The sequence below is a fragment of the Sphingopyxis sp. 550B genome (assembly GCF_057401805.1).
On the sequence record NZ_CM171610.1, the window covers coordinates 2,240,539 to 2,261,171 of the forward strand.

Annotated in this window: 22 protein-coding genes; 4 read left to right on the forward strand and 18 right to left on the reverse strand. The window is 63.8% G+C overall.

Annotation, left to right across the window (positions count from 1 at the left end; genetic code table 11):
* The first annotated feature begins 73 nt into the window (after window positions 1-73).
* On the forward strand, window positions 74-292 hold the full coding sequence (locus AC2S9W_RS10460; RefSeq protein ID WP_486570747.1) for a hypothetical protein: 219 nt from the start codon (window positions 74-76) through the stop codon (window positions 290-292).
* Between the two features lie 10 nt (window positions 293-302).
* Here the strand turns inward: AC2S9W_RS10460 and AC2S9W_RS10465 are convergent, their stop codons facing one another.
* Genes AC2S9W_RS10465 through AC2S9W_RS10550 form a run of 18 tightly spaced genes read right to left on the reverse strand, consistent with a single transcriptional unit; the run spans window position 303 to window position 18,368 of the window.
* Window positions 303-3,005, reverse strand: a complete 2,703-nt coding sequence (locus AC2S9W_RS10465) for a conjugal transfer protein TraG N-terminal domain-containing protein (protein ID WP_486570748.1) — start codon at window positions 3,003-3,005, stop codon at window positions 303-305.
* Between the two features lie 33 nt (window positions 3,006-3,038).
* Window positions 3,039-4,475, reverse strand: a complete 1,437-nt coding sequence (locus tag AC2S9W_RS10470) for a conjugal transfer protein TraH (RefSeq protein WP_486570749.1) — start codon at window positions 4,473-4,475, stop codon at window positions 3,039-3,041.
* Window position 4,476: 1 nt separating this feature from the next.
* Window positions 4,477-5,322 (reverse strand): conjugal transfer protein TraF, encoded by an 846-nt coding sequence (locus AC2S9W_RS10475; RefSeq protein WP_486570750.1) that lies wholly within the window; start codon window positions 5,320-5,322, stop codon window positions 4,477-4,479.
* A complete protein-coding gene (locus AC2S9W_RS10480) occupies window positions 5,303-7,030 on the reverse strand; it encodes a conjugal transfer protein TraN (RefSeq protein WP_486570751.1) in 1,728 nt (575 codons plus the stop codon). The genes AC2S9W_RS10475 and AC2S9W_RS10480 overlap by 20 nt, the downstream gene beginning before the upstream one ends.
* Entirely contained in the window at window positions 7,027-7,791 is a 765-nt protein-coding gene (gene trbC, locus AC2S9W_RS10485) for a type-F conjugative transfer system pilin assembly protein TrbC (RefSeq protein WP_486570752.1), read from the reverse strand. The genes AC2S9W_RS10480 and trbC overlap by 4 nt, the downstream gene beginning before the upstream one ends.
* Window positions 7,788-8,816, reverse strand: coding sequence for a conjugal transfer pilus assembly protein TraU (traU, locus tag AC2S9W_RS10490; protein WP_066653680.1), 1,029 nt, complete (start codon window positions 8,814-8,816; stop codon window positions 7,788-7,790). The genes trbC and traU overlap by 4 nt, the downstream gene beginning before the upstream one ends.
* Entirely contained in the window at window positions 8,813-9,460 is a 648-nt protein-coding gene (gene traW / locus AC2S9W_RS10495; protein WP_486570753.1) for a type-F conjugative transfer system protein TraW, read from the reverse strand. Before traW ends, traU begins: the two co-directional genes overlap by 4 nt.
* Window positions 9,457-9,981, reverse strand: coding sequence for a S26 family signal peptidase (locus tag AC2S9W_RS10500; protein ID WP_486570754.1), 525 nt, complete (start codon window positions 9,979-9,981; stop codon window positions 9,457-9,459). Before AC2S9W_RS10500 ends, traW begins: the two co-directional genes overlap by 4 nt.
* Window positions 9,968-10,375, reverse strand: coding sequence for a type-F conjugative transfer system protein TrbI (locus AC2S9W_RS10505; RefSeq protein WP_486570755.1), 408 nt, complete (start codon window positions 10,373-10,375; stop codon window positions 9,968-9,970). The genes AC2S9W_RS10500 and AC2S9W_RS10505 overlap by 14 nt, the downstream gene beginning before the upstream one ends.
* A complete protein-coding gene (locus AC2S9W_RS10510; RefSeq protein ID WP_486570756.1) occupies window positions 10,372-10,764 on the reverse strand; it encodes a hypothetical protein in 393 nt (130 codons plus the stop codon). Before AC2S9W_RS10510 ends, AC2S9W_RS10505 begins: the two co-directional genes overlap by 4 nt.
* Before the next feature lie 29 nt (window positions 10,765-10,793).
* Window positions 10,794-13,337 (reverse strand): type IV secretion system protein TraC, encoded by a 2,544-nt coding sequence (gene traC / locus AC2S9W_RS10515; RefSeq protein WP_486570757.1) that lies wholly within the window; start codon window positions 13,335-13,337, stop codon window positions 10,794-10,796.
* Window positions 13,337-14,149, reverse strand: a complete 813-nt coding sequence (locus AC2S9W_RS10520; protein WP_486570758.1) for a conjugal transfer protein TraV — start codon at window positions 14,147-14,149, stop codon at window positions 13,337-13,339. Before AC2S9W_RS10520 ends, traC begins: the two co-directional genes overlap by 1 nt.
* A gap of 4 nt (window positions 14,150-14,153) precedes the next feature.
* Window positions 14,154-15,056, reverse strand: coding sequence for a DsbC family protein (locus AC2S9W_RS10525; RefSeq protein ID WP_486570759.1), 903 nt, complete (start codon window positions 15,054-15,056; stop codon window positions 14,154-14,156).
* Window positions 15,053-16,393, reverse strand: coding sequence for a TraB/VirB10 family protein (locus tag AC2S9W_RS10530; RefSeq protein WP_486570760.1), 1,341 nt, complete (start codon window positions 16,391-16,393; stop codon window positions 15,053-15,055). The genes AC2S9W_RS10525 and AC2S9W_RS10530 overlap by 4 nt, the downstream gene beginning before the upstream one ends.
* Window positions 16,386-17,141: a type-F conjugative transfer system secretin TraK gene (locus tag AC2S9W_RS10535; protein WP_486570761.1), complete on the reverse strand. Its 756-nt coding sequence runs from the start codon at window positions 17,139-17,141 to the stop codon at window positions 16,386-16,388. Before AC2S9W_RS10535 ends, AC2S9W_RS10530 begins: the two co-directional genes overlap by 8 nt.
* Window positions 17,141-17,713: a type IV conjugative transfer system protein TraE gene (locus AC2S9W_RS10540; RefSeq protein ID WP_486570762.1), complete on the reverse strand. Its 573-nt coding sequence runs from the start codon at window positions 17,711-17,713 to the stop codon at window positions 17,141-17,143. Before AC2S9W_RS10540 ends, AC2S9W_RS10535 begins: the two co-directional genes overlap by 1 nt.
* A gap of 10 nt (window positions 17,714-17,723) precedes the next feature.
* On the reverse strand, window positions 17,724-18,011 hold the full coding sequence (gene traL, locus AC2S9W_RS10545) for a type IV conjugative transfer system protein TraL (RefSeq protein ID WP_184048558.1): 288 nt from the start codon (window positions 18,009-18,011) through the stop codon (window positions 17,724-17,726).
* Window positions 18,012-18,038: 27 nt separating this feature from the next.
* Complete coding sequence (locus AC2S9W_RS10550) at window positions 18,039-18,368, reverse strand: hypothetical protein (RefSeq protein ID WP_054725555.1); 330 nt, start codon at window positions 18,366-18,368, stop codon at window positions 18,039-18,041.
* 350 nt (window positions 18,369-18,718) lie between these two features.
* On the opposite strand from AC2S9W_RS10550, the gene AC2S9W_RS10555 reads away from it, so the two are divergent.
* From AC2S9W_RS10555 to AC2S9W_RS10565, 3 genes are all read left to right on the forward strand, one after another.
* A complete protein-coding gene (locus AC2S9W_RS10555; protein ID WP_486570763.1) occupies window positions 18,719-19,180 on the forward strand; it encodes a transcriptional regulator in 462 nt (153 codons plus the stop codon).
* Window positions 19,181-19,225: 45 nt separating this feature from the next.
* Window positions 19,226-19,462, forward strand: a complete 237-nt coding sequence (locus AC2S9W_RS10560) for an AlpA family transcriptional regulator (protein WP_486570764.1) — start codon at window positions 19,226-19,228, stop codon at window positions 19,460-19,462.
* A 90-nt stretch (window positions 19,463-19,552) separates the two neighbouring features.
* A complete protein-coding gene (locus tag AC2S9W_RS10565) occupies window positions 19,553-20,491 on the forward strand; it encodes a hypothetical protein (RefSeq protein ID WP_486570765.1) in 939 nt (312 codons plus the stop codon).
* Window positions 20,492-20,633 lie beyond the last annotated feature (142 nt).

Sequence of the window (20,633 nt, forward strand, 5' to 3'; positions counted from 1 at the left end):
CTGCGGGGCCTGTTATGCTGGTTACCGCCCTCGTTTCTGCTATGTTCCAAGGAGCGGCGAGAGGAATGTGTTCATGAGCAACTTTGACATCGATACTGGCAACCGACCTGTACCCCAGAATTGGGAAGGTCTGTCGGAGCTTGATCAGGCGCTCCGCGAGAACCGCCTGATCGAGTATCGTATCAAGAAGTCCTGGGCCGACCCTTGGGGGCGTAAGCTGACGATCATCGGGGTCTTCGTCATTGTTGCCGTTTTCGCATTTTTAGCTGGTGCGTCATTCGGACTGTGGTGATCTTTGCAGATCACCACTCTTTTACGTCATCCGCTGCCTCTGCACTGGCGCCTTGGGCTCCCCTTGTAACGGCGTCGAGGCGTCCGGTAGATTCGCTGATCCTTTGGCGACCAGCAGCCTGAGCCCTCTGAACCTCTTCGTGGAGATCGCCGGCGCCCACCTGGGGCACTGAACCGGACGCCCCTCCGCCAGTCTGTGCCCGCCCGCGCACCGACCCTGCGCCAGAGAATGCCGGACGGGATACGGACTGTCCGGGGGTCAGGACGAGGCGATCGTCGATGCCGTCGCGAAGCTGCTCGGCATAACTTTCAATGAACTTGGCCTGCAATGCCTGGCCGTCAGGGCTGAGCTGGAAGGTCACGTCATCGAACCGGGCATTTCCATAGAAGTCACGATTGCTTTCGATCTCGGCCAATCCCCATTCGCGGTAGGCTTGGGACAGATTGAGACTGCCTGCAGCGCTGTTTCCCTCGAAGAAGGATGCCTGGCTCTCGAGACGATTGGCAAGCTCCTCGGCCCGGCGGGCTTCGATTGTGAAGCTCTGCGCTTCCGTCAGAGAAGCATTCATCCCGCTCGCGGTGCTTGAGATCGACGAGCTTGATGAGGTGCTGACCGAGCGGACGAACCCATCGCGGGTGCTCGACCAATTGCGGCTGTCGGACATCTGGGACAGGCTCCCAAAGATCCGGGAACGGTCTTCGGATGCGATGCCGAGGTCGCTGTCGGTCCACGTGCGTGTCCCACCGCCCTTCGCTCCTACGCTCCCAGAGAGCACGCCATTTGAAATTCCGGCTTTTGCCCCGGCCTCGCCGCCGAGGAACCAGGCCGTTGAAATGTCATCGGCCGCTCTGCGGGAAAGCCCGAATTGCCGCTGCAGACTGGTCGATGCCTGTTCGACCTCGCTGAATGCCGTCTGGATGCTGTCGGAGTTCGAGGTGCCGGTCGCGCTCTCGAAGGATTCGCCTCGGCTGAACTGGTCCCTGAGTTCACGGAACTTCGTGACGGCGCTGGTCGTCGATTCCGTCGCGACATTGGCAAAAGTCTCGCTGTTGGCGCGGGCCTGCGATGCCATCGTCGAAAGCCGCGCTGTGAATTCCTGGCCCAGCGTCGGCGTGAAAGGATAGCTGGAGGTCGGGATCTGATCGTAGCTGCCATCCGGGAAGCTGGTGGTCATCGAGCCGGTGTCGCTGAAAGTCCGCATCTGCGGTGCGCCATAGGTGAAGCTCGGAGCAATCGTGCCTTGGGCGAACTGACGGGTGAGGACGCTCGAGTTTTCGAAGCTGGTGTTGCCGAGCGAGACATTGCCGGTGCTCGCCTCTCGGGCCGCTTCTTCCGCCGCATTCTGGCTCGGGTTGAGGTAGCTCGTCGCGTGGTGCGAGATCGCCATGGCGCCCTTGGCCACACCCCCTGCCAGGAACGGGACCGAGGCGATGAGGTAGCCTGCCAGCAGGCCAATATCGCTGTTCACGTCAACCATGCCGGTAAAGCTTGCAAGGCTGAGGCCGTTGCTGCCCGTGACCGCGCTCATGTCAGCCGCGCCCTTGTACATCAGCATCATGTGGAGGATCACGAACAGCGGTCCCCAGGCCGCGAGATAGAAGAAGCCCGTCACATAGCCCTTGAGTGCGACCGGCCCCGTCTTGGGAAGCAGGAACAGTGGGAACAGCACCGGGAATAGGGCGTAGAACAGCACGGTCAGAACGACGTTCAGGAGCGGGACCCACTTCATCGCGTTGCTTGCGATCGAACCATAGGTCCGCTCGGTTTGGATGTCGGCGCGGGTCTGGGCATAGACGTCGACATTGCCAGCGCCGCTGCTGCCGGACATCGAGTGCATGGCCTGGCTCATCGCATTGATCGTCAACGTCTGCTTGAAGATCTCGGTCGCATTCGCTGAGACCCCGGTCAGATACTGATAGGCCACCGGCAGATCGGCGAAGAGCTTGGCCTTGGCGAGCGCGGCTGTCTGGTTGGGGTAGAGCTGGCGGCCGAACACCGAGCCCATCGCATCGACCAGCCCGGCCCACTGGGCATTCAAGGTGTCATAGGCATCGCGGCAGGTGACAATGTTCGAACTCACCTGGCCAGTGGTCGCATCGCGGGTCAGGAATCGTTGGGCGCGTGCCTGGCTGCCCGGCGCGATCGTCGCCCAGATGTCACCGGTCTCCGCCAGCTCCTTCATCGAGTAGCGGCCGAGAAGGACGTCGTAGAACACGCATTGCCGGAAATGCTCGTCGAGATTGGCGGCGAACTCCGGATCGGAAATCCGCAGGGATCTGGTCGCATCGTAGAGCCGTGCGCCGTAGATCATGCCGTTCTTCGAATAGTTGAGATCGCCCGGCAGGCCGAACACCACCTCGGCCGATCCCGTCAGATAGTCGCCGACCTGGCTGGTAAAGCTCGCCATCAAGGCTAGGCCCAGTGGCACATTGCTGACATTGGCAGGCGCAAGGCTGGGGTTGAGCCGGTCGGTCACATGGACATCGAGCCGCGGCACCATCAGGCAGGAGTAGATGAGCGTGGCGCCGAGAAACCAGTTGATCCAGGCGCGCCAGTCCTGATTGAACGCCAGGGTCAGGGCGGACAGGCCAAGGCCCATCACCATGACTACCTGGAGTAGGCTTTTATAGCCGCCGTTGCCGGTCCAGGCAGCGACTGCCTGGAACACGTTGACCAGATAGTCGCCGCCGCCGACCGTGAAAATCTCGACCATATCTATTGTTCCGCCTGGATGTGGTTGGCCCGGTCAGTGGGTGAGGGCGCGGCTCTGGACGCCGCGCGACCAGTCCAACGATGCGGCCATTCCGGGTGACATCGAGGCAGCCAGCACGTTCTCGATGAACGCCGTCTTCTCGATGATCTGCAGCACCGCATTGACCTTGAGATGCGTGTTGGCCTGCCGGTCAGCGAGTGCCTGACGCACGACATTGACCTGGTTCTGCCACATCGCGATCTTCGCTTCGTCGGCCCCGATGAAGCTCGACATCGATCGGCCGGCCTCGCTGACGATGCGGTCGAGCACGGCAAACAGCAGGTCGACACTGGCGATCTCGGCCAGGGTCTCGCGGTCGTCGGTCGGCATGCCGCGGCCATAGGCCGCCTGGACGGTCAGGATCTTGTAGAGCGGGATGGAGGCGACCTGCAGCAGTTCCTTCTGCTCTTCGCTGATGGCTGTATCGTCGCGGATGGCTTGAACCATCCCGCCAATGAGCGCCGCCACGCGCGGCCGCAGCGCTTTCGATGCCGGCAGGCTCAGCGATTTGAAGCCTGGGTCGAGGCACTTCTCGGTCTCATCGCAGTCGAAGATCAAGACGTTGCCGTTCGTGGTACCGTCCAGCAGAGAGGTTACGAGCGTCGACGAGGCTTCGCCGACGATCGGCACGAACTTGCCCGGTTCATTGTCCTTGGGCGGCACGTAGATGATCGTGCCCAGCAGCGTCATCGCATATTCGGCGAGCTCCTCGTCGAACTGGCCGCTGGGCGAGAAGAACGCCGACTTCTTGAGGATCGTCCAGGTGTAGTTTCGGGGTACGCCAGGATTGACGTCATCGTACTTGCCCGAACCCTGTGCGGTCGTGCTCGAACGCTGCCCCTTGGTGCCGCAGCCGTGCTTGGCTGCGGCATAATCGGTGAAGATGCCTTCGGAGTTGCCGATGGCTTCGCAGATCGCCTTGTCGGCAAGGTCGCCCTTGGGCCAGATCCCGCCCACCAACCCTTGCGCCATCTCGCAGGAGTTGATGTTGAGGTTGTTCATGAGCTGAGCCTTCTGGCTGAACTCCTGCATGATCTTCGAGCATTCCGGACAGACCGTGTCGATCGCCAGGCTGAAGGCGAAGCCGACGGCATTGTTCGCGACGGCCTTCAGCATCGCGACGATCTCACTCGCGTTGATGAAGCTGAACGAGCCGGCGAAGATGTCGATGCCGCCGCACCCAGCACGGGCGCGCGGCAGCTGGAGGTTCGCGATGTTGGTGGTCTTCTGCGGGAAGCGCGTCCAGACATTGCCGAGGCTGTAATAGCCGGCTGACTGCCCCTGGAACGCGGTCGGCCCGTTGACGTTGGCTGCGCCTCCGACGTCGTTCAGAAACGAGTCCATCGAACTGCCAACGTCCGCCGATGCGCCGGATAGCGGGAGGGTGAGGGGAAGGGTGGCTGCAAGGATCGCAGCGACGACTCTTTTCATCCTAGTAGTCACGTCCAGCTTCCTTCGATGTGAGGAGGTAAATCCGGTCCTGAAGCTCGTCGGCGCTCATGACGCCGTAGCCGATCGGAATGGGGCGACCGGTCAGGGCGTCCCAAAGCACGACCGCTGGCGTGATCTTGGGCTCCAGGCCCATGCGGGTGCGCTGGTTGGTCTCGACCGTGTAGTTCGGAAAATGGCGCGATGGGCCGCCATCGGTCGAAATCGCCCGCACGGCGATGTGCCAGGTCGAGGCAACGCTCTGCACGATCGGCGACATGACCTCGCAGGCGCCGCAGCTCTGGGCGAAGAAGTAGAAGAGCCCGTAGCGCTCGGAGAGCTGGGCCATTGCCGCGTTCCGTTCCGCGCTGCGCGAATCCTGCCACTGGCGCTTGCCGAGCGTCGAGACCGGGCGCTGGAGCGTGTAGTCGAGCTCGGGATCCTGCCAGATGGCCCGTTGCCAGACGTCGCTGAAGAGCGACGCCCGGTCGAGCTGGGCCCGCTGGAACCGGATGTAGGCCGTCACATTCCCGGGCGTGGGCTCGAGGATCGCCTTGGCCTTGAGCTCCCGCAAGGTCGCCGTGATCGCGTCAAGCTGGCTCGTGGCGCTGGCCGCCGGCGCGGGTGCCTGCTGTTCCGGCGGTTTGGGCCGGTTGCAGTAGAACCAGTACCCAAGCCGGCGCTCCTCGCAGTAGAAGCTGTCCTGCCGCTCGCTCGTCTCGGCGCGTGGTGGCGCATCGGTCTGGGTGGTGGCCGTCTGCGCGTTTGCGGGCGGAAGGAATGAAGCGGCATTGGCAATCGCGCAGGCGGCAAGCAGCCGCCACGCGGCCTTACTGGCGTGCGCGGGCATAGTAGTCCTCGATCTTCTGTTGGATGTCCTGGGTGGCCTGCAGTTCGTCAGGCAGACGGGCGGCGTCGGTGAACTCGGCATAGACTTCGCTGAAGTCCATCCGACTGAGGTCGAGCCGGGCGAACTCGTCGATGGTGAAGCCCTGGCATTGCTCGGTCTTGGGCTTGCCCCAGGGCTTGTTCAGCTGCTGGCGGCCTTGCTCCTGAAGGATCCGGGAAAGCTTGGACTCGAAGCAGCAGTAGACCTTCTTCTTGGTCAGGCAGACGCCGAGGAAGCTGTCCGAGCAATAGGTGCCGACATAGGCGCACAGGCCCTGGGCATCGCGCTGGTGGAGCAGCATCTCCTCGCGGCTGCAGCCGAGCGCGACGAGCAGCTGGATACCGGGGATGAGCGGGAAGCCCTTGCCCTTGCAGCAGTTGAGCACACCGAAGACCTTGGACGAGCAGGTGTTGCGCGTGCCCTTGAACAAGGTGAGCGTGTCGGGATCGAACTCACGCTGGGCCTGCGCCATCGCATTGAGCGCGACAGCGGCATCCTTGAACTCGTCGTTGGCCTCGCGCTGGATGGTCTCGCACGAGCCATCGATGCAGTAGACGTCGCCGTCGCAGATGAATTGGTTGGTGCTCGCGGGCTGGTCCGGGACAGGGCAATCATAAACCCGCTCCCAGGTGCGACAGGGCTCGCCTGCGAGACAGTCTTCGCGCACCAGCTTGCAGCCCGGAGTGGCTTCAAGCGTCTGGCAGTCCTGAGCCTGCGTGAACTGTGCGCAGCTGTAGCTGCGGCTCCAGGCCCAGCAAGGCTGTGTCACGGCGATGCCATCGACAATGCGGGTCACCGGATCGCTGTCGGTGCAAGTCTCGGTGTCCTGCTGGCATGAGTTGTTGGCCACGAGGCCAGCACACTGGCTTTCATCGCGTGTGGTCGTGACGACGTTCTCGCCGGTCACCGTATAGGGCGTGGCGCCCTCCACCGGCGCGGTGCAACTGACGAGATCAACCCTCAGATCGCCGGAGTTGCAGCCCCAGTAGATCCCGAAATAGGGATCGCACAGGTTGATCGGATAGGACTGCGTGACCGTGCATTGCGGCGCGGGGTAGCGGTTGCAGTTGTAGACCGAAGCCGGGTCGACCCCGCTGCCGCCCACGCAGTAGTAGCCGTAGACCTGACGCTGCTCGACCCGCGCGGTCAATGTCACGGGGCAGGTCCGGGTTTCCTGTGCCGCGGTGTAACCGACATTGCAGGTCGCCATGTAGCGCGCCGCAGTTCCGCTGGCCGGCGGCAAGGGCACGCAGCGCCCCTGCGAGCCGCCAATGGCCATCCCGCTCGTATAGGCGAGCGGGTCATCGCTGATCACATTGCTGCGCGCGATCGTCGCATCGAGATCCTGAGGGGCAAACCGGGCCCGCTGGTCCATCGAGTCCCGCATGGCTTTGTAGCCGGTACTTGTGGTGGCCTGGCTAGCCGCTTCGCGGCTCATCCGGTCCGGATCGTCGAAATATCCCGACTGACTTGGTGTGCCGCCGAAATTGGGGATGCGACTTGCGTCAGGATTTGTCGTCGCCACGCTTTGCGCCGAGGCCGCCTTGTCTCGCCCGAAAGCCTTGCCGTCTGCCTTGGCAGCATCGGTGGTGGTCTGGGCGTGAAGCGGTCCGGTCAGGGTGAGCAGGAGCGCGCACACGCCAGTGAGAGAGAGGACTGGTCGTTTCATGGAACCTGCCTTTCAAGACGGGCAAGGTGCTGGGCTGCGAGCAAAGCGCCAGGGCCACCGCCACGCGCGAAGGTCTCGAGCGCGTAGGCTGCGCTGACATTGCCGCTCATCCGGTCGTGGGGCGGGACCTGCGTCCGGCAATCGAACCCGTCGCACAGATCGAAGTCGCTGTTGGTGACGACGTAGGTGGGCACGGTCTCGATCCCGAAAGCACGGAAAAGCCGCGGGTCGATACCGACGCCGTCCAGCTGCTCGCCGGGCTTTGCGACTTTTGCCAATGCGTCCGTCAGAGCCTTGGCGCTGTTGCCAGGCAGACCGCGCAGGGCGACGATGCCGCCCGCCTTGGCCACGTCGTCTATCATCGCGCGCAGCGCCGCTGGCGGCATCGAGAGCGAGGCAAAGGCGATGAACCTCGGCGCTTCGCCCATGCCTTCGCTTGCCATTGTGCCGGCATCGGCAACCATCCGGTCGAAATCGAAGGTGCTCGGCCCATCGGGCTTCGCACTTGCGACGGCCTGACGGGTGTAGCGGCGGCCATGCGCATCAGCCTCGTCGGCGCTTGTTCTGGCTTCCCGTGCGAGAGCCTCAGCCCTTGCGCGAGCATTGGCAGAGAGCGCGTCGGCATCGCTGGCGCCTGCGCTGGCGCGTGCCCGGATGGCCGCAACATCGAGGTCCGGTTCGGCTGTCTGCGCTGATGCGCCAGCCAGAGCGGCGAGGCTCGAAAGCGAAGCGACTACAAGAAGATGAGGAAGTGTTGTCATAGCGCGCAGCAGTTCCGCTTGCGCCAGACCAGATAGCCCATGTCCTCGCCAATGGCGGGATAGACCTGGCCTGCCGACATGAAGGTGGTGGAGGCACCAATGGGCGCGCAGGCATAGCGGCCCTTGGTCTGCGGATTGGGATTGGTGGCCTGGAAGCGGTACTGCTGCTTGCGCATCACCGGCATCAGGTACTTGCCGCAAAGCCCCTTGCTGCCCATCGTCCCCCAGGCGACGAGTTCGCGGTGGAGCTTGTAGGAGAAGCGGGCGAGCGCGAGCCGCGAGGCCTGGACATGGCCAATGGTCGCCGACACGTTGCCGTTGAGCGGATACATCGTGCCCTGGCAGCCCGCGCACCAGAACAGCTCATCGGTCGGCAGCTTGGCCGTTGCCGCCACGCAGTCGGCCGCGCAGGCTGCAAGCGCCAGCGGATTGGCGAACAGGACCGCCTCGGGGTTGATGATCGCAGTGAGTTCGCTGTCCTGCCAGAGTGGATCAATCTCGGTGATGTAGAGAATGTCGATCGAGCCGGACTCGAGGCACAGGAAGTCGGCAACGATCTCCATCCAGTAGATCAGCGGATAGGCATACCAGTGGACATGCCACTGCGAGTTGTACTGGGTGTTGCCGCCGACCGCCGATGGCCCGGCCATCGACTTGAAGCCGATGTCGAACCCCGGATCGAGCTTCATCCCGCCCAGATTGACGAAGCACCACGGCTTCATGCTGACATCGGCAAGCCGGACCGGCTCCCAGAACCCCATGGCAATCCCGGGCCGCAGCCCGCACAGGCACACCGGCAGAGCGGGGTTGTTGGTGTCGGGCCGACTTGACGGCCAGATCTTCAGGCCTCCGATCGAAATCGGGAAAAGGCACGACCAGCAGATGTCCGTGATGGGATTGACGAACTTGCCGGTGCAGCGGCCCGGACCGGCCGCAGCCTGGGCAGGCGCGCTGGAGATGACGCTCAGGCTGGTGAGCAGAAGTGCTCCGCAAAGCCATGACAAAAGACGATGTTTTCTGCTCATGATGGCGCCCGCTCTTTGGGGGTGACCGGCTGTTCGGTGATGAGAAGCGCGCGGCCCTGCTGCTCGACGGTTGCGGGCACCGCGCGAATGCCGAAGTGCTTCACCAGCGTGCCGCCCTGATCGAAGTAGAAGCGCCGCTGGCGGGCTTTCATGAGTTCGAGCGGCGCGCCCCGCACGAGGATGAGCTTGGCCTTTGTGCTGGCATAGCGACGGATCGCCCAGGCGAGCTGTGCCGGGTCGTCGCCATCGAGGAAGACGAGGGGAGCCCGGAGCGGCACGGTATCGAGCGGATTGACGCGCGTGCCTGCGGCGATGATGAGCCGGCCCTTATCGTCAGCAATGTCGCGCTCGACGGTGATCGTCGGATCGAAACGCCAGCTGCGCAGCGCCGAGGCGAGGGCGATACCCGCGACTGGCTCAGGCCGGTTGACCCGGGCGATCGTCCGCCGCTTCAGCTCCTCATTGAGACGGGCGGTCTCGCCGGTCTTCTCGAGCTGCGTAAGCCTGGCATGGATCTGCTGGAGCAGGTCCGGTTCGACCACTGGCCAGACCGTGCCGTGCTGGCCGTAGTCGCGAGCCATTGCCTGGGGTGCTATGGCGAGCGCAAGCGCGGTGGCGCAAACGGGCAAGGTGAGCAGCCTCACAGGATCGGCCTCCCGACCCCGAGAATGCGTGGGCCGCAAATCCAACCGATTGCGGCGTAGCGGCTGTCGAAACCGTCCTTGTGTTCGCTTGTGACGAAATAGCAGCCTTGCGGAACGCGGCCCGTCGGGCCGAGCGCGAGGGGTTCACCAAGGCGGCTCGTGAGCTTGGCCTTGGCGACAGCCTGCCCATTGACGAAGTAGGTGCGGTTTTGCTCGGTGACGATGTCGCCCGGCACGCCGCTCACCCGCTTACCGAACGGCTTCGGCTCCGCCCCGAAATGCTTCACCAGCAACGACGAAGCAGGCGGATCGAAAAGGATGATATCCCCGCGGTGCACGGCCGCTCCGCGCGTCACCCAGAGGGCCCAGTAGGGCAGGCTGGGGCTCATGTTGATCATGAGCGCGTGGCCCTGAGCGAAGGCGGCGAGCGAGGAGAGTGCCAGCGCCCCGGCGCCAAGCCCGCCCCAAAGCAACAGACGGCGCGCGGACGCAGAGCGGATCAGGCGATCAGCGGGCTGCATCGGGAATGGCTCCCATCCGGCGCACAACATCGGCGCGCACAGATTGCGTCAGGTCCGGCGTGCTCCCGGCGACCACGGCTTCGGCAACGAGGACCGTCCGGCCCTCGCGGCCAAGCTTCTGCACAGAGGCTTCCACGGCCTTGAGGTAGGCCTGAACGCGCAGCCTGGTCTCCTCTGGCGGCCGGCCGGCACGCGCTTCGGCTTCGATGAAGTCGCCCATGATCCGGCTCAGCTGGATCGTGACGACCTCGCGCTTCGCGACGGTGAGCAGCTTGTCGGTCACCCAGACGCCCCACAGGACCTGGCCGATCATGCCGACGCCGAGCACGACAGCGGTGAGATTGATCGATGCCAGCCGCCTGCGAAGGTTTGATGTTGCCAGAATGTTCTTCACAGCTTTTCTCCCGAGAGTTCGCGGTCGAGATCACGGATGAAGCGCGGCATGCGCCACACGACGACTAAGGTGGCGAGACCGATCAGCACCAACTTGCACTGGTCGAGGAAGGTCACGCGCCGTGCGAGATCGGCCGCCAGGAAGCGGTCACCGAGGTTCGCGACTTGGGCGAAGAAGGCATCGGGATTTCCGCCCGACAAGAGCAGGAAGAAGAGCAGCGGCAGGCCCAGCGCCATCAGGTAGGACGAGCCCAGAAACAGACTACCGCGCAGAGCAATGTAGCAGCCATCGGCCATGCGCGAGCGCCAGGTCGGCACCGGCGAGAAGAGGGGCTGTTCGTCTTCGGGCGCATCGGGCCGGTCGAAAGGGGTGACGAGATGGAGAGGCATGGAAATAGGGATCCTTTGATCTGGGGATGTCAGCGATTGGCGAAGGCGATGCGCTCGATGGCATCGGCGAGCTGGTGGCCGCGGGCGATCTCGGCATCGATGGCGGCGAAGGTCTGGGGCGAACTCGAGAAGAGCGTTGCCGAATAGTCATCGAGCACGAGCCGCCCGATCGCCTCGGTCTCCGGGCCCTTGATGAACACCTCGGAATAGTCGCTCCCGGAGCGCTTGAGGCTGCGGATCAGCGTCTCGGTCCGATCATCCATATCGAGGCGCTTGCTCGCCTTGAAATCGGCGATCGTCTCCGGCTTCTGCTGAAGGATCAGCATCCAGTCGCTGTTCTCCAGCGCTGCCGTCGCCCCGTCGGACTTGTAGTAGTCGTTGAGCGACTGTGTGGCGGTCGCGAGGGCGCCGCCATATTTCCGGCAGGTGCGGGCATAGGTTTCGACGAATTCACCCATCGAACCGCCCTTCAGCATCGACCAGGCTTCATCGATCAGCAGCAGCTTGCGCAGCGACCTTGGGCTGCGCGTCATCGCCTGGCTGGTCATGAACATGATCGCGGAGAGGACCACGCTGCGCAGGTCTTCCCGGCTCGCGAGGTCGGACATCTCGAACACAGTGAAATCCGCATCAAGGTCGAGACTGGCCTGGCCTTCGAAGAAGGCGCCGTAGGTTCCGCCAGCCATGTAGGGGGCAAGCGCAGTCGCAATGTCTGCGGCCGTGTCATGGCCAAGAGTGGCCAGCATCTCGCCGACGGTCGTGACCGTGGCCGCCGCGCCATGTTCCGTCCAGACCATGTTGACTGCCCGGTCGATCAGCCCGCGCTCGGTATCGGTCAGCTTCGCGCTGTGGCGGGCCATTTGCCCAACGATCGCCTTGATCATCCCGAAGCAGTCGAGGCGATAATCCTCGTCCTCGGCGGCGCGGGCTGCGTCGATCATCGAGAAGGGGTTGAGGCAGAAGCCCGCTTTCATCGTGAACTCGACAAAGCGGCCGCCCTGCAGCTTGACCGAGTGCTCGAAGCTGCGGCCGTCGTCGATCACGACCACTTGCGCGCCGGCGCCGCGCAGCGCGGCGCACATCTCCTGGAGCAGTACCGACTTGCCGGATCCCGACTTGCCGCAGATCGCGACATTGTGGTTGCCCGCCTCGTTCTCGAACGGCGACCAGAAGAAGGGCTGCCCGCGCCGACCGACGAACAGCAGGTGAGGGTGGGCGCTTCCGAGATACTCGCCCTGCATGGGCGCGATATTGGCTGCCGTGGTCGACAGGACGGTTTTGAACCGCTTCAGCCGCTCCATGTCGGCGCCGAGCCCGTCGGCAAGCGTCAGCGGCATGGCGGCGAGCAGTCCCTGGATCTGCAGGTAGCGCTCGTCGGTGAGGTCCCAGCCTGCTGCCTTGTAGATCGACTTGATCGCGCGTTCGTGGCGGTCGCCCTGGCCCAGCGGCGAATAGGTCGTCACGCCGTAGAACACCCGCACGAGGCGGCGACCTTCCTGGAGCTCGGCCTGAACATGTTGCCACTCGGCCGCCTGCTCGCCGATCCGCGGCAGGAACCTTGCGCTGCGGGTACCGGCGAGGCTGGTTGTCCGCATGAACTTGAAGCCGGCTTTGGCCGATGCTGCCTCCTGGTCCGGATAGACGAGACACAGCATGGTGGCGGCCGGGCAGGGGAAGCGCAGCTTGTCGGTGAACAGGTCGCCGATCAGCCGCGCGCATTCCCAAGGAGCCCAGCGCGACGGCATATTGCGCACAGCAAAATGCCGGACATCGAAAGCATCGGGATAGACGGTCCCGATCTCGGGCACCCCATCATTGACCTTGCCGGTGGGACGGAACCGCTCGGTCACCAGACGCATGCGATCCTCTGCCACGACCAGTTCGATGTCGTGGCGGATCGCCTGGGAGGCGATCGGATCGTTGGGGTTGTAGGGCACCGCGTCGTCCTGCGGCGCGGTGGTGGGCGAGGTCAGATCATCGATGACCGTGATCAGCGCTTCCGGCCCGACTTCTACCACGCCGAGGTTCAGCGACTTGAGCATCGCCATCAACCCCTCGCGGGTTTGCTTGAGATCTTCGTTGCTGACCGCCTTCGATGTCGGCACGCCGACTGATACGATGACCTGGTGATGCCGTGCATGGAACGGCGCGTCCGCAGAGCCGGATTCCCAGACGAGTGAATAGAGCCGCCGCGCCCGGTGGCGGGCAATCGCCTCGTACACCCCTCCCTGGATGTACCGTGGCGCGAACCACGGGGCGACAATCCGGCTGATGCGGGGGCTCGCGAGGTGCAGCACCTGCAGGCACGCGCCGGCTGGCAAGCCTTCCGAAAAGAACTGCCCGAGGATTTCCCCGGTGCGCTCGTCGGCTCCGATCAGCGGCGTGACCGACAGGATAAAGCCTTTCGAGCGTGCATTGAAGTACAGCCGGGTCGCTGGATCATAGACCCGGTAAGGCAGCCAGTCGGAGAGCATATCGACCATCAGCTGCGGGCGACCCTTCTCTGCGTGCTCGGCATCACCCAGCAATCCGCTGAGCAACCGATCAATGACGGACTTGAGTTGCTCGGCCATCACTTGGGTTCCTTCGACTGCGAGGTGCTGGCCATCGGCTGTTCGCCGGTTCTGGCTACGGGGCGGATTGCAGCCTTTGCGGCTTCAATGGCTGCTGCGCTCGGGAACACCGGAGTGCTCTGGCTGGCCGCAGGCCGAGGGGTCCGATCACGCGGGGGAGGCGACGTGTCGAACCCCTCGACCGCCGGTGCCTTGGCACCGGCAACGGCCTCGCGCGCCGTGGAGGGGAGGACCAGCGGCGAGGCATCTGAAACTGCATTTTCGGAACTGGGGGCATCAGTCCCCAGGGTGTCAAAGGCGCTGGTCCCGTCCGTGGGCGCGGACGAGAAGGGCGACGCAAGATCGACAGTAGCATCCGAGTGTCCGTCTGCGTCTTCGTGTGTCGACGCAGCTTGAGCGGCCTTCAACTGCCGGCGGACCTGGCGCATCACGGACCCGCTCTTGTCCTCCCCCGCCTTGCGGCGCAGCTCGGTTGCCCAGCGCGGGTTGTCGACGACCGTCCAGGCGACCGCTTCATCATGGAGCGTTCCTGCCTCATCGATATGCGCTGGGAAGACGACCCGCAGGGTCCGCTCCGCCGTACGCGTGGTATCTGCATCCACCACGCCCGACCGGGGGCGTGTCTCGGCATGAGGCGTCGTGCCCGGCGACAGATTGTTCGTCGCCTTGGCATCGATGACGTGGGCCGGCGCGCAGTCGCCTTTGGGCGCCCGGCAGGTGAAGTCACCTTCGACATTGGTGCCGAACGTGGCGCAGCCACTGGCGAAGCCGGCCAGACAGGCGCAGGCGAGGAGACGTGTCGGAAACCGCATGGGTTTATCCTTTCGGAGCTGGGGTGGGGGCAGCGCGCAGGAATTCCCGGAGCACTGCGGCAGGGCGGTAGCCTTCGAGAACGGCGCCATCGGCGGGGCGCACGATCACCGGCGTGCCGCCAAAGCCGTGAGCCCGCGCGAAGGCCTCGTTGGCATCGAGGCCGCTCGTGTCGCAGGGTTTGGGATTGGCGAGCGCGAGGCCCGAATAGGCCATGTGGAGGGCGACTTCGGGGCGCGGCGAGCACAGCACCCGTTCCGCATCGCGGCGGCTCTCAGCCCCGAAAATCGAGATCGGCCGTTCTTCGACCCGCGCCCCGATCGCCTTCAGTTCCGCCTCAAGCTTCTTGCAGTAGCCGCAGTGGAAGTCCGAGAAGACGACGACGCGTGGACCATTGGCAGGGCCCCAGGTGATCGCGCCGCTCGGGGGAAGTTTGCCGAGCGGAACATGGCGCGGTGCCGTACTTCGGGCAGACGCTGCGTCGGGGCTCGGGCCGCCTTCTGCTTGCGTCTCGGGATTGCTGCGCCGCGCAGCGCCTGCCGCCAGCAGATCCGGATTGAGGGCAAGCAGCCGCGCAGCCGTCAGATCCTGACGGGCTTCCATGTCGTAGACCCGGCCGATCACCAGGTATTTCGCAGCCCGGTCGACATAGAAGAGCGTCGATTTGGACGCGACTTCGCACAAGCCCCCAAGGCCTTTGCAGTTGATCGCGTCGATCGGCGTCTTGGGCAGGCGCAGCTTGAGTGCCTCACGCACCTTCGCCGTGTCCGGAGCGGCAGCAGGGGCTGCAAGGCTTGCTACACCCCATCCGGTCGCGGCCGACAAGACGATGATTGCTGCCAGCCCTGCGCTGGCACGCAACCAGCGGCGCCGACCATTGCCGTGCTCTAAAAGCGAGTTTTCGATCATTGGGAGTTCCTCACGTAGACGCCGTCGAGGAACACGATCTCGACATCGATGCCGGTCGGCATCTCGACGACGGGTTGGTACTGTTCGGCGCGCTCGATCAGGTATTTGCTGACCGTGTCGGCGGCATCGGCGGCGCCTTGGCCAAGCCCGCCACCGAGGATGTCACCAGCCGAGAGCTTGGAGCGACTGCCATCGGGGTTGGTCGTGACGCCGGAGAACACGCTGTTGGCGTTTGCGGAGAAGCCGCGCCCGAAACCGCCGACGATCCCGGCGAGCAATGCCTGGCTGACGAGGCTGCCTTCGCGGCTCACGACGCGACCCCGGACCCCGGACTTGCCAGCGAAGCTGATGAAGCCCTTGACCTCGCTCACTGCGACCCGGCCACCAGGCTGATCGCAGGTCATGCGGGCAAGCTTCACATAGACCTTCTCGCTGCTGAGATCCCCGCGAGCCGCGCCGTTGACAACGCAGCCCTGGATCCGAGTGGTCAGAACCTTCCCGTTCTGCATCACCGATCGGGCCGGGCCGGTGATCCTCAGCACCACGGGCAGCGGATCGGTCTGGCTGGCGACGCCCGCCGAAGCATCGACGCCAACGATAACCCTGGCCGGCGCATAGGAATTGGGCGGCAGGTAATCAGGCGAGTCCTCGACGACGACCGGCGGCGCATCAGGGCGGCCCACCCGGAGACCGCTGCTCCCTGCCTTGTCAGAGCTGAAGCTCATCAGCTTCACCTCGCCAGGCGACGGGATCATGCCGCCCTGCGGGTCGCCCCCAGTGGACACAGCACCGGGCTGGGACGAACGCCCCCGCGCGTCATAACCGCCCGCCTGCGGCCCATAGGCCGGTGGCGGTATAGCGGGTGCCGTCGTCGCCGGCTGTGCGGCTAGCCGTGTCTTGAGCTCGGCATTCTCTGCGGAGATGGCATCGATTGCAGCCTGCCCATCGACCCGCATGGCCTGGTTTTCGGCCTTGAGAGCGGCAAGCTGTGCCTCGATTTCCGTCCGCGGGATGCTTCCATCCTTCAGCGCCTTCTGCTCGCGCGTGACCGCATCGAGCCGGTTGCCATAGGTCGCGACGAACTCGCGCTGGGACAGATCGCGGTTGACCAGACCTGCCGTGTCGATCGTCTGCGCCGCATTGGGATCGCCGGTCTTGGCCTTGTCGTCACCGCCAAGGATGAACCAGCTCCCGCCGAGCAGCGCGAGCGCTCCCAGCGAGCCCAGCAGCAGCTTCTGACGGTGCGCAGTACGCGCGTTGAGTCCGGAAAGTTCGGACGGCGCCGCGCTCTCGGCCTGCAGAGGGGCCGGGCTTGGCGTATTGACTGCATCAGTCATGGCCGGTCTCCCCGTTTGCGCCGACAACAAAGGCGGTTGTGCTGGCCCCGGGTTCGAGCTTCGGCTCGGCAATCGAGACGGCGAGTGTGTCGCGGGGCGCGAGATCGCGCTCGGCCAGCGTGACGGGCTTCGACCCGCGATTGTGGACGCGGACCACCTTCCCGGTGAGGCTGGCACCGCGATAATCAGCGATGAGCTGAACCTCGAGATCGCCGACCCTTGCGGGCATGGCGGTCGACTGGCGGACCTCGTAGCCATCGACAGTGCGGTCGTTGGCCATGGCCTGGATGAGCCTTACGGCGCTTGTCTCGATCGGGGTTTGGCTCTCCCAGTCCGCCGCCCGGTTCTTCGCGATGGCGGGGTTGGTAATGAAGACCTGGGTCGCCGGAATTTGCTCAACCCGGCACGCGACCTTGTAGACGAAGCCCTTTTTCGTGGTGGCGAAGAAGCTGATTGCCCGGGCGGCGTAGGTTTCCGGAACCGACACATAAACGTCGCCGCGCACCGGCTCGTTGGTCACTGCAAAGTCGTTGTAGGGCGTGCCGGTCGAGATCTTCGAGACGCTGGCGAATTGGTCGTCGATCAATGCGAAGCGGGTCAGCTCGCGCGCTGAAACGCTGCACTCGATCCCGGCACCGTCAGCCGTTTGCTTGAACTGGTCGGCGGCATGAGCGGGGGATGCTGCTATGAGCAGAGCGGCCGCGCTCAGAAGTAGACCCCGTGTATGGGTCCCTTTTCGGTAAGCCATCACTGGGCCTCCTTCGATTTGTCCTGTGGGGGGAGCTGGGCGAACCCTGCCAGCGCCAGGCGCAGGCCGCGGTAAGTCCAGCTGAAGCGGAAGCGGCGCTCGTCACTCGCAATCACCTGCGCGCCGACGAAGGTCTTGAGGGTTCCGGTCACATCCGAGGTCAGCCCCTTCGGATCGACGCTCATCGACCGGATCACGAAAGCCTGGGTGACGTCTGAGCCCCGCTGCTCCTCGACAATCCGCACGAGCTCAGCTTTCAGCCGCCCATAGCTTGCGGGATCCGCTAGCTTCAGGATCTCGTTCATCCAGTAATCGAGGCCTTCGGGGCTGCGATTGAGGAGAACAAGTGCCGCATCGCGGGTGACGAGCTCGAGATAGTCGGCCTCGACCCCGGCGCTGCTCACCGTGAGTTGCTTGGGAACAGTTGGCACCAGCACGACCTCACGGTCGCGGGTGGCGGCAAGGCTCCCTGCGATGACCAGTGCGAGGCCGAGACCGGCACTGGTGAGCGCGAACAGGTTCCGCTGGCGCAGCAACGATTGCTGACGTTCGTGTGATATGTCGGAAAACATGGGCTTCCCCTCAACCGGCAAGCAGTCGGCAGTGAGAAGGCGGCGTTGCCTTGATGCCCAGAAATCCTGCAGGCAGATACCAGTATGCGGCATGGGCTACCCAGGAGCTGGCGCGTCCTGCTTTTGCCTTTCGCAATGCGAACCAGGCGCCGAAGGCGACTATGATGCCGATAAAGATATGCTGGGTGAGGATCCCCCAGGTGAAGGGGGCCAGCATTCCCGCGAACTCGTCGATGGTCCAGAAGCCGATCAGCTCCGGGTCATCAAGGCGCCGGGGAATGATGTAAGGGTCTGCCATGGCGCCGCCGCCTTCCCGTCCGACCGCTCAGATAACCGCGGTCACGACCGAGGTGACGATCGGAACACCCGTGCCGACGCCGATGCCGACGCCCACCGGAACGGCGACTTGGCCGAGCGAAAATCGCCCGGACGCCAGACCGATCAGGCCACCGGCGAGGCTGAGGACCGTGATGATCTTGCCGCCCGAACCTTCCAGGAAATCCGTGAATTTGGTGAGGGCAGGGGTGAAGGTCGTATCCGCGCCAGCGTAGGCGGCGCTCGCCGCAAGCGCCGCGACTGCGACCGGGATGGCAATGTTGAGGGTCTTGCCGAGACCCTTGACGCTGGCGCGCCGGGGGAGGGTGAGAGACTGCATGTGAAGCTCCGGTTGGAGGGGTGGTCACAGCGTTCTTGCGTTCGCTGTGTGTTCCACATGCATCTAGGAAGCGATCGTAGGAAAGGGTTGGCATCCGATCCGCTTTGGAGACGGATGGATGCGGACACATTTTTCAGCGCTCGTCGGTCTTCAACAGCAATAATGACTATAATATAGGGTTTTTATGTCGAAGATCGCCGCCGGATACGCCGTGATCCGCCGACGAGTCGGGCAGAGGAACTGATTCGCCTTTAAACGAGATGTTCCACCTATGTTCTTTTCATTTTCCTACATGGGATGCTTCGCGTTATGCCTGCGAGTCGCACCAGTGCAGAAGCTAGGAGACAACCATGTACCATCCAACTGCCGCCGCCAGACCGGCCAATGAAAGCCTGGCTCGGGTGCTCGCCCATGCGATCGATGCCGCAGGCAAGCCCCGCCACAGGATCGCCAATGAATGTGGGATGCATCGCGAGACCCTGCTTCGCGTTGCGCGTGGTGAGCGGCCCATCGGGCTCGACGAAGCAGCTCGTGTGCTTGCCGCCTGTGGAGCTCACCCGCGAGCCAGCATGATCCTCGCTCTCGCCGGGCAGGAAGATCTCGCTTGCGAGTGGATGCATGGCGAGATGGGCGAGTTTCTCGAAGAATTCTTCACCAGCCTGCCCGTCCATCTTCAGCGGACCCTCGGCCGCCGGATCGAGGACCTGCGGCCTAGGTGGGCCAACGGCACCTCACAGCTCGTGGCGCGAATGCTCGCCAAGCACATCGATGATTTTGTGGGCCGAGACATCGCGATGTCGCTGTCGCGGTAAGTTCTTGAGTTCGGAGGGGACCGAACCTTGCGAATGAGATCAGCAATGCCACATGCAACACAAGATGAAATGCGCACGCATCAACCGTCCGAAGCGGTGCCGCCGGCACGGCTTCTACGCCTGCCCGAAGTCATGGCGCGCGTGGGGTTGCGGCGTTCGGCAATATACCAGCGGATGAGTGAAGGACGTTTTCCCAGGTCCCGATCATTGGGCCCGAAATGCGCAGTCTGGGTTGAGACGGAAATCGACGCTTGGATCGCATCGATCGCTGAGACGCGGTAGGAGTGGAATTGTGCGTGATGGGTAACCTATCACGTTTCGCTTGACTCTTTGGTTGTGATACGTCACATATCACTTCCATAGGAGATCGGCATGGACATTCCCTCAATCGAAGCGCTTGAGCATAACTTGCGCGAGACGCTGGTACTTAAGGCGGAAGAGCTCGCTGTTCTCGCGGGCGGTGAGGTCGGCGCTCGGTTGGTCGCCGAGTTGACCGGGGTGAATGACGTAGGCGGCGTTCCGACGGATTGGTTTGCCAGCGAGGGCCAGTTGATCCGCATCGACTTGGATCGCCTCGCCATCACAACCAGCGTCCGAGATCTCCACGACCGACTTAATGCCCGAGCTCTAGGAATCCGTGTTGGTGACGGCTGGCTCTCCTCCGATGAAATCGAACAGGAAGCTCTCGACCCGATTGAGCAGTTTCTTTCGTCGCTGTCGCATATCGCGTTAGCCGCATATGACTGGACTTCGAGCCGCAATGGCGCGCTCAAACAGCTCCTGCACTTGGGGAAGGCTTGGCATCATCTCATCGAGGCTCTCGATGCCGGGTCGCAGGGAGACTTTAGCAGCGAACCATTGACCGTCACCGACGTTGCAAACCTTGCTGGGATAGAAGAGCGGACGCTGCGCAATCGGGTCGGAAAGAATGGCCCCCTACGGTCGGTCGAGCAGTATCGGCAGCGCAAAAGCGCAGTCTCTCATAGAGGCTTTGTTGCGATCAATCGCTTCGATGCGATCGACTGGCTGCTGTCGCGTCGTGGTTTCACGCTTGGAAACCTTCGCCCTGGCTTGTTGGCTTCTCGTCTCGAGCAAATCTCAGAACCCGCTACGCGTGCTCGCGCAGCGTTGATATCGGGCATGGCTCTTGGGCAGAGGCTTGAGCGGATCGCCAATGAAACGGGTTGCGCGACGACTGATGTAAAGCTGCTGGCGGACGGTCACGGACCGCTCGCCTTCATCGACCCGGTGGTCACCTACATCATAGACTTCGACAGAGCTCGATTGTCCAACACCGCCCCGGCTGAATAGCCGGAGGGACGATCGGGATGGCGCTATATGAGCGCCCGTGAGGCCGGCGACACGCTTCGCGCCGGATGAAATCAGGTCGGTTCACCTTTCCCGAACCCGGTTTCCCTGAACGCGGGGACACGCGTGACAGCCGGAGAGACGG